General features: G+C 44.0%; 11 protein-coding genes. 7 read left to right on the top strand and 4 right to left on the bottom strand.

Annotation, left to right across the window (positions count from 1 at the left end; genetic code table 11):
* Positions 1–87 precede the first annotated feature (87 nt).
* Complete coding sequence (locus FPG75_RS18550; RefSeq protein ID WP_143308707.1) at positions 88–2,175, bottom strand: peptidylprolyl isomerase; 2,088 nt, start codon at positions 2,173–2,175, stop codon at positions 88–90.
* A 765-nt stretch (positions 2,176–2,940) separates the two neighbouring features.
* Here FPG75_RS18550 and nadA point away from each other — a divergent pair.
* The gene (gene nadA, locus FPG75_RS18545; protein ID WP_143308705.1) at positions 2,941–3,948 is read left to right on the top strand and encodes a quinolinate synthase NadA; all 1,008 of its coding nucleotides are present in this window, start codon (positions 2,941–2,943) and stop codon (positions 3,946–3,948) included.
* A gap of 995 nt (positions 3,949–4,943) precedes the next feature.
* On the opposite strand, the gene FPG75_RS18540 is transcribed toward nadA, so the two are convergent.
* The gene (locus FPG75_RS18540) at positions 4,944–5,180 is read right to left on the bottom strand and encodes a FeoA family protein (protein WP_143308703.1); all 237 of its coding nucleotides are present in this window, start codon (positions 5,178–5,180) and stop codon (positions 4,944–4,946) included.
* 161 nt (positions 5,181–5,341) lie between these two features.
* Here FPG75_RS18540 and ybeY point away from each other — a divergent pair, with 161 nt between their 5' ends.
* The 5 genes from ybeY (at position 5,342) to FPG75_RS18515 (ending at position 10,336) form a co-directional block, all read left to right on the top strand.
* Positions 5,342–5,767: an rRNA maturation RNase YbeY gene (ybeY, locus tag FPG75_RS18535; RefSeq protein WP_143308701.1), complete on the top strand. Its 426-nt coding sequence runs from the start codon at positions 5,342–5,344 to the stop codon at positions 5,765–5,767.
* A 157-nt stretch (positions 5,768–5,924) separates the two neighbouring features.
* The gene (gene mnmG / locus FPG75_RS18530) at positions 5,925–7,793 is read left to right on the top strand and encodes a tRNA uridine-5-carboxymethylaminomethyl(34) synthesis enzyme MnmG (protein WP_143308699.1); all 1,869 of its coding nucleotides are present in this window, start codon (positions 5,925–5,927) and stop codon (positions 7,791–7,793) included.
* A 284-nt stretch (positions 7,794–8,077) separates the two neighbouring features.
* Positions 8,078–8,668 (top strand): RNA polymerase sigma factor, encoded by a 591-nt coding sequence (locus FPG75_RS18525; protein WP_201747984.1) that lies wholly within the window; start codon positions 8,078–8,080, stop codon positions 8,666–8,668.
* Positions 8,661–9,857, top strand: a complete 1,197-nt coding sequence (locus FPG75_RS18520) for an outer membrane beta-barrel protein (RefSeq protein ID WP_143308697.1) — start codon at positions 8,661–8,663, stop codon at positions 9,855–9,857. Before FPG75_RS18525 ends, FPG75_RS18520 begins: the two co-directional genes overlap by 8 nt.
* Before the next feature lie 92 nt (positions 9,858–9,949).
* Positions 9,950–10,336: a hypothetical protein gene (locus FPG75_RS18515; RefSeq protein ID WP_143308695.1), complete on the top strand. Its 387-nt coding sequence runs from the start codon at positions 9,950–9,952 to the stop codon at positions 10,334–10,336.
* Here FPG75_RS18515 and cls read toward each other — a convergent pair whose 3' ends face one another.
* Both cls and FPG75_RS18505 read right to left on the bottom strand, forming a co-directional pair.
* Positions 10,337–11,815 (bottom strand): cardiolipin synthase, encoded by a 1,479-nt coding sequence (cls, locus tag FPG75_RS18510; protein ID WP_143308693.1) that lies wholly within the window; start codon positions 11,813–11,815, stop codon positions 10,337–10,339. It abuts the gene before it with no gap.
* A 21-nt stretch (positions 11,816–11,836) separates the two neighbouring features.
* Positions 11,837–12,793, bottom strand: a complete 957-nt coding sequence (locus FPG75_RS18505; protein ID WP_449384980.1) for a carotenoid biosynthesis protein — start codon at positions 12,791–12,793, stop codon at positions 11,837–11,839.
* Between the two features lie 164 nt (positions 12,794–12,957).
* Here FPG75_RS18505 and FPG75_RS18500 point away from each other — a divergent pair, with 164 nt between their 5' ends.
* Entirely contained in the window at positions 12,958–14,424 is a 1,467-nt protein-coding gene (locus FPG75_RS18500) for a rhamnogalacturonidase (RefSeq protein ID WP_143308689.1), read from the top strand.
* Positions 14,425–14,455 lie beyond the last annotated feature (31 nt).

Raw genomic sequence — 14,455 nt, 5'->3', positions numbered from 1 at the left:
ATACAAATTTACGCCCTTATCTACAATAAAAAAGGGACCGCCTGTTGGCAGCCCCTTTGATCCTTATGTCAGTAAAAATGTATTTGTTTAGAAGAACTTACCGCGATTATCTTTGATATCGCTTTTCTTCTTCAGCACTTCAAACAGTTGGTTATCAAGCATTGCTTTGATGCTCTGTTCGTAGGCAGCCTGCACTGTTGCAGGGTCTTGAGCAGGTTGCGCTGCAGCCTGATAGCTGTCTACTTTAATCACATACACACCTGCATTACCTTCGATAGGGGCTGATACTTTAGCAGTACCCCAATCCTTGTTGAAAGATGCACCGGTTACACGAGGCTCAAAGCCCAGTGAAGCGATGAACGGACTGGCAAAAGAAACACCTTCTGCTTTCAGCACCGGCTGTGTAGTGGATTTGGAAGCAGCGTCGAGAGAAGCAACAGCACCGATCTTGGCAATGATCTGTTCTGCTTTCTTATGTTTTCTTACTTCTGCTTCTACCTGAGGTCTAACGTCATCCAGCGGAGCAGTACCTTCTTTACGGATGCTGGTCAGCAGGGCCACCACATATTTATCATCCAGAGAAAATACATTGCTCACATCGCCTTTCTTGGCATCATACGCCCAGCGAACCAGATCGCGCGACTGACCAATACCGGGAATTACGAAATCCATCGGACGAACATTGTCTGCTACTTTTGGCGCCAGTTTACCTTCCTGTACCGCTTTTTCAAATGCGGCAGGAGTGTGGTTCTTGTTGGCAAATTCGCTTGCAGCGCTGTATGCCGCGTTATTAGTTTCCTTGCTGGCATCAACAGCTTTACCGAGGTAAGCCACTTTGATAGCAGGACCAATATTTGTTTGATCCATGATCTGTATTACGTGATAACCAAATTGTGTTTTTACCACTTTGGTTTCACCTTTAGTACCATAGAGTGCAAAATCTTTGAATTCAGGAACGAACTGGGAAGATGGAGTCAAAGTATATTCACCGCCAGTTTCTTTACTACCCGGATCATCGGAAAGTTGTGTAACGAGCGCTTTGAAATCGGCGCCGCCTTTCACAGCAACAAGGATGCTATCTGCGCGTTTCTTCGCAACAGAATCAGGAAGGCCGCCCTGCGGACCGGATGCAACAAGGATATGACGCACTTTCACACTGTCCGGCATATTTTTACGATCTACCATTTTCGCATAAACGATCAGGTTATTATCGTAGTAAGGGCCGAAAGTGCTGCCCACAGGCAGATTCACGATAGAATCTTTCTGTGGAACTTTTGCTTCGTTCTTGGCAACATAGCCATCATAATATTTAATGTCTGAATTGCGGTTGATGAAACCGGCAATATCTTTCACGGTATCCATTTCAGCTTTCAGCGTCAGCAGTTGTTTGATAGCGGCTGCAGAGTCAATAGCAGTAGGGATCGCATCGAATACCAGGTATTCGATTTTGCGGGATTCTTCTACTTTGAAAAGCTGTTTGTGATCCTGGATAAAACGCTCCAGTTCACTGTCTGTGACTTTTACAGTAGAATCCGCGATGCTGGCGTAAGGAACATTAACATAAGAAACTGTAGCAGTTTTGCTGTTATCTTCCATTTGTTGTTTCGCCAGCCATTTAGGATAATATACGCTTGCTTTTACCAGTGACAGATATTTGCGCTGTTCCTGGGTTTTAGCGATATAGTTCTGGAGATTGTGCAGTTGCTCACGGATCTGCGGGTTGCTGCTTGCCTGCTGTACTACCTGTACCAGCTGCTGGCGATCGAACTGTCCGTTATGCGTAAATTGTTGCACTACAATCGGGCTCGGGTTTTTACCAGTGATCTGATCTACCACTTCCGCTTCCGTAACAACAATGCCCAGTTTTTTATACTGGTCCTGCATGATCTGTTCATTCAGAAACTGGTTCCACACCTGCTCACGGATATATTGACGGGTTTGTTCGTCAAGATTCGGCATTTGCTGACGGGCAGCAGATTCTTCATCCTGGATACGACGCTGGTATTCTGAAAGATCCAGCTCTTGTCCATTTACTTTACCCACAGCGGTGGAACGTCGGGCAAGGGAACTTTTGCCAAAGAAGGCATCCTGCAACAGGAAACTAACAATCGCCAGGCAGATCACTACTACGATCACCACCGCGTATTTGTCCCTGATTTTCTGAATTACTGACATATATTATATAGTCTACATTTTTAAGGAAAGCAAAAATAGAATAAAATAACTGTAACTGCAAAAGAGTATTTTTTGGTTTCAAACGCAGTACAGCAAAGGGTTTGAAGCATTTATAACACTTTCAGGGGCTATCGGCCATCCACAGGTTTTCCACACGAAGCCCTGATTTTCAACCGCTTTCTCGCACGGATTTTATCGCCCGCAAATGCCCGTTTTATCTGGTATCTTCGCAAATGCAATCCTTTCCGTCAGCAAAAACATTATTCACAATTGTGAAAAAGTCATTTCGGGCTATTCACAGGGAAATGTGAATAAAACAACGCAAAACCGAAACATACACTTGTTTGGAGGTTTTTCATTCCCGCGACGTTTTTTTCCACAATTGATGTGTAAAAACCCCTGTAAAACGTAAAATAAGTTGGGAAAAGGTGCCTTTATACACAGGTAAAACTAATTTTGTTTTTGTACTGAAAGTTTCTCTAGAAATTTTGAGCCTGCTTTTGTGGATAGTAAATGCCATCTTTTAACATTTTCCTAATACAGTGAACAACGAAAAGATTTTCACGCACAACGATATCCACGTATGTGGATGAATATATCAAAATCCAGTATTGGCGCGGAAAGAGCCTGTTAATTTAATGTGGATAGCTATGGAAAAAAGAATAACAACTACATTTGTATCAAGGCTGAAAAATTAATTTCCACATATTCACAGCCCTAATAGTAGTGGGCTTTTCTTTTAAAAAAATAAATAAGTATATAATTATGATTACGGAAATCGCCACCGCGAAAAAAAATTTGCAACACAACGGATTTTTGGATATACCGGTGGATCCCGCTTTGGATTTGTTCGCAGCGATCGAGGATCTGAAAAAAAGGAAAAACGCAATAGTGCTCGCGCACTATTACCAGGAACCGGATATTCAGGATATCGCTGATTACATCGGCGATAGTCTGGGCCTCAGTCAGCAAGCCGCAAAAACGGATGCAGATATAATCGTTTTTGCCGGCGTGCACTTTATGGCCGAAACCGCGAAGATTCTGAGTCCGCAAAAAAAAGTACTGCTCCCCGACCTGAAAGCAGGTTGCTCATTGGCCGACAGCGCCCCACCGGAGTTATTCAAAAAGTTCCGCGATAAATACCCGGATCATATCGTGATCTCCTACATCAACTGTTCTGCAGGTATCAAGGCGCTCAGCGATATCATCTGTACCTCCTCAAACGCCGAGAAAATAATCGAAAGCGTTCCCAAGGACCAGCCGATCATTTTTGCCCCCGACAGGAACTTAGGGGCTTATTTGGTCAAAAAAACGGGTCGCGACATGGTTTTGTGGAATGGCGCCTGTATGGTTCACGAAATATTCTCCCTGGAGAAGATCACCAAACTCAAAATCAGGCATCCGAAAGCAAAAGTGATCGCCCATCCTGAATGTGAGCCGGCGGTACTGGCCATTGCGGATTACATTGGTTCCACAACGGGTTTGTTGAAATTCACACTGAAAGATGATGCCCGGGAATATATCGTAGTTACCGAAACTGGCATCCTGCATCAGATGCAGAAAGAAAATCCTGGTAAGACTTTCATCCCGGCGCCGCCAAATAATGCATGCGCTTGTAACGATTGTCCACATATGAAATTGAACACGCTGGAAAAATTATATCTCTGCATGGAATATGAACAACCGGAAATTACCATGGAAGAAAGCCTTAGAATAGCAGCTAAAAAACCCATCGAAAGAATGTTGGAAATCAGCGCACAGGCTGGATTATAATTTATAACTAATTGATTTTCAATTTTATTTAGACAAAAATAATTTATTGAGAAGAAATGAATGCCCTGAGAATTGAATATTCTCGGGGCATTCTTATTTACCCTTTGCCCAACTAATTCTCAGCGCTCTATGAATAGCTTGAGGATGCGATATTTACATTTCACTCACACAAATACCCGCTTTATCCACATCTGCAAAGGCATAAAGCCTGCTTTCTCCACATAGCAAACAAAACTGGTTTTTGAGCTGCCTGAGAATTAGATATTCTTTTTTATCCTTGGGTTAGCCCATGTTGGGTGTTTTTTACGCAAATGTCAGCGCTTATGTAGTCAGCTGAGAATCGAATATTTGAAAGATTCTTGTAGAATGGTCAACAATTTTAATTGTTAAAACGCTGACGCGGCATTTTGTGAAGGCCCTGAGAATCGAATATTTGAAATTTTTCGAGGCGGAATGGGAAATAAACAATTCTATTTGATTCTCAGTGGGTTAATAAATAATTTTAGTGCGCTGAGAATGAAAAATTCATCAAAACTCGTGGTGACCCCAGGGATTTCTTCCACAGCTTAATGTCAGCGCACTTGTTATGCTTTGAGAGTAAATCCTCATGGACCTTTATGCGACACACAAAAATCCATCGCATTCTCAGGCCTTTGGTAACGCGCTGAGAATTGAATATTTTAAATGTAGTCAGGCAAAAAGTTAAAGTGATTTATTCATTCAATTCTCAGCCCACTGTTAAGCGCCTGAGATTTGAATATTTTTTATTGGGCCTTACAACGGGAGGGAAACTCTCTCCTCCGGCGAATTTTTTCTTCCGTTAGTGAGAATGACGATTTCTTACCACCGAAATGTGGATAAATAGGTCATTTTCGCAAAATTTTTTTTTGTTTTTAGTTTGAAGCGCAGAAAATTGTGGAAAAATCAGGGGAAGTTCGAAGAAAAATGAAATTTTTTCTGTTTTTGGGGATAAAATGGGAGAGTAGAGGAAAATTCTAAATTTCCTCTACCCAAATATGATCAGCTTCAGTTTTTCGGAGCGATAAATTATATCCTGCAACGAGGATAGAGATCGGATCTCCCAGCGGAGCAATTTTTTCTATTTTCACTGTTTCACCAGGTACGCAACCCATTTCCATCAGCTTAATATGAAGATCGTCCTTTTCAAATTCTATGATCACAGCACTCTTTCCTGTGGCGAGTGAGGATAATTTAATAATGCCTCTTTTCATTATCTACAAATTGGTCCGTTTTAACTTTGTTCCAGCAAATGGGGAGATCATCCTTTGGACGATAGACAAAGTTAGGCTGGTCCCTTCAATATGCAAAAAGAAACCTCATACAATACAAAATTTCACTTTAATTTTACAAAATACCAGATTAGAAGAAAGAAATGGCAATTCAGTTTACTGCACATGAAGTGACGATCAATTTGAAGGACAGAATGGCTTTGAAAGCTTACCTTAAGGACCTGTTCGTAATAGAAGGACAAGGACTCAAAAGTTTGCATTATGTTTTTTGCAGCGATGAGTATCTGCTGGAGATCAACAAGCAATTTTTGCAACATGACACCTATACAGATATCGTGACATTCGAGATGTCGGAGGATCCGGAAGTTACAGAGGGGGAAATATACATTAGTGTAGATAGGGTAGAAGAGAACGCAGCAAAGTTTGGAGTTCCCGCCTATCAGGAATTACATCGTGTAATTTTTCACGGCGCTTTGCACCTTTGTGGATACAAAGACAAATCAAAGAAGGATCAGGAATTGATGCGCGCGAAAGAGGATGAGTATCTCAAAAAGTACTTCAGACTATAACAATGTTCCACGTGAAACATTGTAGATTTTTTTTCGAAGAGGATGTTCCACGTGGAACATCCTTTTTCATTCCAACTTCATGTGTTCCACGTGGAACATTTAATTTCTCAGTACAATCTCCCTTCTTCTCCGTAATTTTGCATTTTCTAAAATTATTATGTTTCCATCATACGATATAATTGTTGTAGGCGCTGGCCATGCAGGGTGCGAGGCCGCCGCTGCCGCCGCCAATATGGGGTCAAAAGTTTTGTTGATCACCATGAATATGCAGACGATAGCCCAAATGAGCTGCAACCCTGCTATGGGAGGCATTGCCAAAGGACAAATTGTGCGAGAAATTGATGCATTAGGTGGTTACTCTGGTATTGTTACTGACCAATCCATGATCCAGTTCCGCATGCTGAACCGTTCGAAAGGACCTGCCATGTGGAGCCCCAGAACACAAAATGATCGCATGCTCTTCGCAGCCAAGTGGAGAGAGGCACTGGAAAAAACGCCTAATGTGGACTTTTACCAGGATATGGTGAAAGGCCTGCTCGTGAAAGACGGTCGCTGCTATGGCGTAATCACTGGCCTGGGGCATGAAATACAGGCTAAAGCAGTAGTGCTCACAAACGGCACCTTCCTCAATGGGGTTATTCATATAGGAGACAAGCAATTTGGCGGCGGGCGTGTAGCCGAAAAGGCTGCAACCGGCATTACCGAACAGTTAGTATCCCTTGGCTTTGAAAGTGATCGTTTGAAAACAGGCACCCCTCCCCGCATCGATGGCCGCAGCCTCGACTATTCTAAAATGGAGGAACAGAAAGGCGATGATGAGATCGTTGGCTTCTCTTATCTCGATGTAGAAAGAATTAAACCTGCCCAGCAAAGGAGCTGCTGGATCACGTATACAAGTGAAGCAGTACACGATATGTTGCGTACTGGTTTTGACCGCTCACCCATGTTCCAGGGACGTATTCAAGGAACGGGCCCTCGCTACTGCCCCAGCATCGAAGATAAAATCAACCGTTTTGCTGAGCGCGATCGTCATCAATTGTTCGTAGAGCCGGAAGGATGGGACACGGTGGAGATATATGTGAATGGATTTTCGACCTCCCTGCCCGAAGATGTACAAATGAAAGCGCTCCGCATGGTGCCTGGCTTTGAAAATTGCCGTATGTTCCGTCCTGGATATGCGATCGAGTACGACTACTTTCCACCTACCCAATTGCAATTCTCTTTGGAAACTAAACAGGTGCAGCATCTCTTCTTTGCCGGACAGATCAATGGTACCACCGGCTACGAAGAAGCCGCTTGCCAGGGTTTGATGGCCGGCATCAATGCCCACCTCAAGGCCACAGGGCAAGATCCTTTTGTATTGAAAAGAAGTGAGGCTTATATCGGCGTGCTCATAGACGACCTTATTAACAAGGGAACGGAAGAGCCTTACCGGATGTTTACTTCCCGTGCAGAGTTCCGTACATTGCTTCGCCAGGATAATGCAGACCTTCGCCTGACCGAAAGAAGCTATAAACTGGGCCTCGCCTCTGAAGAAAGAATGCAGAAAGTAAAGGAAAAGACAACTGGCGTAGAGAAAATCAAAGCCATCCTGAAGGAATTATCCATTGAACCAGAAGAAATCAGTGCTCTGCTTACCTCTAAATCTTCTGCGCCACTGACTCAAAAACAGCGCGCTCACCAAATATTATTGCGCCCCGGACTGGACATTTTTTCTATGAGAAATGAAGTGCCGAAGATTGCGAAGGCACTCGAAGGCTTCAGCAGAGAAACATTGGAACAGGCAGAAATTCAGATCAAATATGAAGTGTACATCGAAAAAGAAAATGAACTCGTTCAGAAAATGAGTCAACTCGAAGACCTGGTAATACCTGATACATTTGATTATGGCAAACTGGTTTCCCTTTCAGCGGAAGCCAAACAGAAATTTAATAAAATCCGTCCACGTACTTTGGGACAAGCCAGCCGAATCAGCGGTGTGAATCCAAGTGATGTACAAATCTTGATGGTGTACATGGGACGATAGAAAAGATCATCTTTTAAAAAAAGGGGCAAGTCTGAACAGATTTGCCCCTTTTTATTGAATTTTTTTGTCCAAAACCGGAAAAAAGTGACCTTTTGAGGTAGGGTAAATTTCGAATATCTCTGAGAGGTTGAATACATATATTCAAAAAGAGGGTGAGGCTGAAAATGGGGCTAAAAATACGTTTTTTGTAAATGGAAGATTTTTTTAAAGGGAGGGCAACCATTTTTTAGCATTATGCGTATTCTTTTACGTATATATACCTGAAGTCCGGCAAGAAACTATTTGTGCACGACCTGAACGATATTAACCAGCTTATAGCCGGCTGCCGCAAAAAACAACGCGGCAGCCAGGAAACGCTTTACCGGATTTTTTTCGGTTATGCGATGAGCATTTGTTTACGGTATGTACAACAAAAAGAAGAAGCCGTCGAAATTATGAATGATGGATTTCTAAAAATATTTCAACACATACATTCTTTTGATACAAGCCGCCCCTTCAAAAGTTGGTTAGCTAAAATTATGGTGAATACCGCCATCGATTATTTACGCAGTAAGAAGAAAGTACAATTTGCTGATGATATTGACCATGTACACGAAATAGCAGTAGACGAACATATAGTGGAGAAACTGTCTTATGATGAACTGCTGCAGCTGGTACAAACATTACCACCGGCATACCGTACTGTGTTCAACCTATACGTCATGGAAGGATTTCAACACCACGAGATTGCCCAGACACTGGGTATTTCCGAGGGAACTTCTAAATCGAATTTGTTTAAAGCCAAGAAAATATTGAAAGAGAAAATTACAAAAGCTGCTGCCAATCCTTCGCAAGGAGGTATTGGAGCAAATATTTCGTTGTTTAACAATGAGTGACTTTTTTGAAAATAGTATTCGTAACAAGCTGAATGAAGCTGATATTCCATTCGACCAGGAAGCCTGGGGAAAAATGGAAAAAATGCTTGACACCAGTGATGACCGCAAACCGGGAATCTTCTGGTGGTGGCTGTTGCCATTGCTCGTTATGTTAGGTCTTGGTGGCTGGTGGCTATTTAATAATGGCACTTCCCAGACCAATAACCTGCAAAGAAAAACGTCTCAAAAGTTACCAGATACGATTGCCGGCGTGATCCCGAAGAGTACACCACCTTCGATAAAAACGTCTGTGCCACCATCAACACAACAACTTGTGCAGGTGAAATCAGCGACTGAAAAGAGAAACAGCTCTTCATCTCCCAAAAAAATTATTCCTTCATCTCCCCAAGAAAATATCAAACGTGAAGATGTTACAGGTATCAATGATCAAACAGTTTCTCCATCAACCAGTAACGTAGCGATACCATCAACACCGTGGCATATATCTTCATTGTATACAAAAAACAGGTATAACGTTAACGATTATACGAAATTATTATCATCGTCTCAAATACCTGTGGATACTGCTGTTTCAGCGGATGCAGCATCACGTTTTCCAAGAAAGAAACCGAAACATCCGCGGTTGTATGTGGGACTTAGCCTCGGACCAGATTTTAACGCCGCACCTTCTTTCAAATATGGAAAGATCGGGTTCAATGCCGGCATATTGGCGCATTACTATTTCAAACCAAAATGGTTTGTAACTACCGGCGTGGTGTATAATAAAAAAATCTACGGCGCCACATCCAAAGATTATAATTACCCGGTTTATCAACTACAGAAAGTTGATGCCAATTGCGATGTGTTGGAAGTACCGGTTAACATCAACTACAATTTCTGGGAAAACAAGGATAATAAAGTGAGTGTATTGGCGGGTGTTTCCAGCTACTTTATGCTCAAGGAAAATTACGACTATTATTATGCCGGCGGATATACAAAAGAGCTGGTTTTCAAGAATGAAAACCGACACTATCTTGCGATGTTGAATGTAGGCGCATTATATCAACATCCAGTTGGTAAACGCCTGATATTAGGCGTTCAGCCCTATGCAAAAATTCCGCTCAAAGGTGTGGGGGCAGGAAGTGTGAAATTGTATTCTACCGGTGTCTCCTTTCAACTGAATCTTACAGGAAAACGGCATACGCAATAGCCTGGAGGCCGCTTGGATAGCGGCCAGAACAATCTTTTTCGCCCGCTTGTTACTATATTTGATAACATTGCCACACTTTAAATAGTTTTACCATGGCGAAAAAGAAAAAGAAAGAAGATGAATTTCCCGGGTATCCGCAATATCCTGCTAATGAAGATATCATGAGCACCGGTAACCGTGCCAATGAAGTGGACCTCAACATGGATGATGTAACAAGATCATACCGTCATAACAGTGAACTGCCGCCGGCCAAAAACAAAGGCGGTAAAAAAGGTGAAGAAGAGCAGGAAGAGACCTGGCAGAAAGACAAAACAGGGGAGGACCTGGATGTACCAGGCGCTGATCTTGACGACGCGGAAGAAGCGATCGGAGAAGAGGATGAAGAGAATAACCTGTACAGTCTGGGTGGCGACAGGCATCGTGATCTTGAAGAAGATAACGGTGAGTTCCTGGACGAAGATGAGGACAGCAAATATTGATCACAGCAATGGCGTTAGCAGCCTGCATACAGCATCCAGAAAGCGTTTCAACACATTACGCTTGTTCCAGCGGGTTTCTTCAACAGGCACCGAATATAACAGATCTTCTTCAAAGGCGCGATTGAGCGCAGTGGCTACCTCTTTATCATACACCAGCGCCGCGATCTCACAATTCAGAAAAAAACTGCGGTTATCAAAATTCACAGAACCTACCCAGGAGAGGTTATCATCTATCACCATTGTTTTGGCGTGAATAAAACCACGTGTATAGAAAAACACCTTCACACCTGCTGCCAGCAAGGGTTTCAGGTAGGAGAGGGCAGCGTGTTGCACGATAAATGAATCACTGCGATAAGGCAACAACAGCTGAACATCTTTGCCGGAAAGCGCAGCAATCTGCAAAGCGCTCAGCAGTTCTTCTGTTGGGATAAAATAAGGATTCGTGATCCTGACCCTTCTTTGCGCCACATTAATAGCAGCGATGATCGTATTCATCGTTACCGGCCATTCAGAATCTGGTCCGCAGGCAACAATATCCGTGAAGCAATTACCACTTAATGCCGAACGTTGGAAGAAGGGAGATTCAAAGGGGAATACTTCTTTACTGCAATAACGGTAACTCATCAGAAACTGCAGCTGTAGCAGGTTTACAGCATCTCCTTCTATTTTAAGATGGGTATCACGCCAGAAGAGATCATGTTTACCATTGTTAATGTAGCGGTCGTCGAGATTGATGCCTCCCACAAAACCGATGGCGCCATCTACAACAATAATTTTACGGTGATTGCGATAGTTGGCGTTGAGATAAAAATCGACCAGTACAGGAGAGAAGGCGTATACGCTGGCGCCATGCTCTTTCAGGCGCCGGGATATTTTGCCGATATGATTGCTGCCCATATCATCATAAAGGAAGCGGACCTGCACGCCTTGTTGCAACTTTTCGATCAGGATATTGACTATTTCGTTGCCGATATCATCGGCGGAAACAATGTAGTATTCAATGTGGATGTGATGTTTCGCCGCGCGCAGTGCAGCAAAAACTTCCGGGAATTTCTCTTCACCATTGATCAGCAATTTTACGTGGTTGTTGCGGCTCAATACTGATTGCCGTGTATTCAGCAGCATAGCTGATATTTCCTGTTTCTTGCCGGCTTCGTGGCGTAATTCCAGTTGCATGGCTTCTACTTCCCTTCGTTGCGATTGCCAGTATTTTGCGAACAATACTTCATCCCTGCTTCCTTTGAGCGTAAAGCGCCTCTTTTTCCGCAGATCGCGGCCGAGGTAATAGTAGACAATCAAACCAACTACGGGCAGAAATATGAGTAGCAAAATATAGGCAATAGCTTTCACCGGGTTGCGGTTTTCGAGCAGGATGGTTCCAGCCACCCCGATGAAAGTGAGCACGAGCAACAAGGTGCTGCCAATCTTGACGTAGATATGCCAGTTAGTGCCGGCGAGATAACTGATTAATGTATGCACTGCCTGAAATTACTTTATCTATTAACGCGCGCTGTGTGAAATGGTTAAAGTCCGCTTATCCTTTGTTACGAAAACAGGCGCGTGTACTACTATGCCAATCAGGAAATTGATCACTGCGAAGATAGTCATCCATTTATTTTCTGCCGCAAAGCCGCCGAGGAAAAGCCACACGAAAAAATACATGTGGAACCATGCCGGTACAATCCAGGCTGCCAGCGGGAATCTGCCGGAGAGCGGCGCATGTTTTTTTCTGAAGCCGATCGCCACCAGCAGCGCAAACAATAGCAACACCGCTATGAGCCTATGTTTGCTGGTAATGCCCACAGTTGATTGCAGCAGGCGCGCCAGCGGAAAGAGCGATATCCATAAAGCAAGTTGTGATAACAGGATGGAAAGTAATGGCAGCAAGGCTTTCCAGCTATTGCTGCTGGCAAGTTTATGGAAACGAATTTTTTCCAGCAAGCGACCGAACCAGGAATAATAAAAGACCACCAACAGCCATCCATAAAAATTGCCATAGGGTACGCCAAACCATTGCCCCGTCAAGGTTTGATCCGGGAAGCCACGGTTGGCCCAATCCCAATGCCACATATGCAGCCGATAGGCTACGACATCCATGCTGAGATCGATGTTCAAGGCCAGGAGGCTGTCGAGCGCGGCAGCACTCCATAATGGCAAACCGAATTTATCAGAGAAGAGGCGGGAAGAGTAGATGATCACCGCCCAGCCGCAACCGATGCACAAAGGAATATCATGTGGTGCATGGCCCAGCATCACTGTAAACCGTCCGTATACATAGCCGCTGTTGGTAGCTACGTTCACATATTCCAGCAGCAGGCCGAACCCGAGGCCGCCAAGCAGCCAGGATACATGCCCCACGCCTTTTTTAAAGGCATGCCAGCCGCAGATAATCAGCAACAGGTACATACAGATTTCTGTTAACGGAAAGCAGTACCATGGCGCGTTTCCATAGGGCATATCTGAAAAAGGGAGCATGAACTGTGCATTTACCCGCTGAAGATAATAAATCCCTCAAAAAACTATGATTTATGCAATCGTTTGCATAAATTGTTATGGGAAAATATCTTCCTGATATTTCGTATAGCCTATTACGTTATCTTCTTACAAAACCACGTTCATGTATGAAAAAGAGATCTCTTTTCTGCCTGTTACTACTATGTATGCAGTACGCCAATGCAGGAACTATTTTTAATGTAAAAGATTATGGCGCCGCCGGCGATGGAAAGACGCTGGATACCAAAGCCATTGAATCGGCCATCAGTGCGGCTTCCGGCGCGGGTGGCGGTACAGTGTATTTTCCAGCAGGAAATTATCTCACCTATACCATTCACCTGAAAAATAATATCTGCCTGTTCATTGATCAGGGAGCAGTGATCCTGGCGGCAGAACCAGTGAATGAAAAAGGTTACGACGAGCCGGAACCTAACGCCTTCGACGCTTATCAGGACTTCGGGCACAGCCATTGGCGGAATAGCCTGATTTATGGAGAAGGCGTACATGATATTGCCATCATGGGCACCGGCCTCATTTGGGGCAAGGGCCTCGTTCGCAACAATAAAGTGCCTGCTGGCGGCGGCAACAAAGCGATCAGCCTGAAACGGTGTTACAATATCACCTTACGCGATATATCTATCCTGCATGGCGGCCACTTCGCCATACTGGCCACTGGCGCAGATAATATGATCATAGACAACCTGAAGATCGATACCAATCGTGACGGAATGGATATTGATTGCTGCAAGAACGTGCGGGTATCCAATTGCTCCGTTAACTCGCCATATGACGATGGCATCTGCCTGAAAAGCTCATACGGACTGGGAGAGGCCCGGGCCACGGAAAATGTGACGATCACCAATTGCTTTGTAAGCGGCTATGATGAAGGCTCTTTGCTGGATGGCACTTTCAAGCGTGAAGAAAAGAAATATTCCGATGGCAATCCTACAGGCCGTATCAAGATGGGAACAGAATCAAACGGCGGATTTAAGAATGTAACGATCAGTAATTGTGTATTTGACTATTGCCGCGGATTGGCGCTGGAAACGGTTGATGGCGGCCTGTTGGAAGATGTTACCATTACCAACATCACGATGCGCGATATCATGAACGCACCGATCTTTGTGCGCCTGGGCGCCCGTATGAGAGGGCCGGAAGACACGCCTGTAGGCGCTTGCAGACGGATCATCATCAGCAATATTGTAGCGTATAATATCGATCCCAGGAATGGCGCCATCATTTCCGGTATTCCAGGACACGATGTTGAAGACCTGCACCTTAGTAACATCAAACTTTATTACAAAGGCGGCGGTACTGCGGAACAAGCCAAACGGGAGGTACCTGAATTTGAAAAAGACTATCCTGAACCTTACCGCTTTGGGGTAATGCCTTCTTCCGGATTTTTCATCCGTCATGTAAATAATCTGAAGCTGAGAGATGTGGAAGTGTACTACCAGCAAGCGGATCAGCGGCCGGCATTTATCATTGACCAGGTAAAAGATGCAGATATCTTTATGACTAAAGCTGCCACAGCACCCGGAGTGAAAGCATTTGATATTCGCAATAGCAAAGATATACACCATAAAGAATTATGATTTACGGATTTTTTGATTTTGGAATTTAGGG

The organism is Chitinophaga vietnamensis, from assembly GCF_902167635.1.
In the GTDB taxonomy this organism is placed as follows: Bacteria; Bacteroidota; Bacteroidia; order Chitinophagales; family Chitinophagaceae; genus Chitinophaga; species Chitinophaga vietnamensis.
The sequence above is the reverse complement of the archived record's forward strand: the minus strand, read 5'-3'. Positions and strand labels throughout refer to the sequence as shown.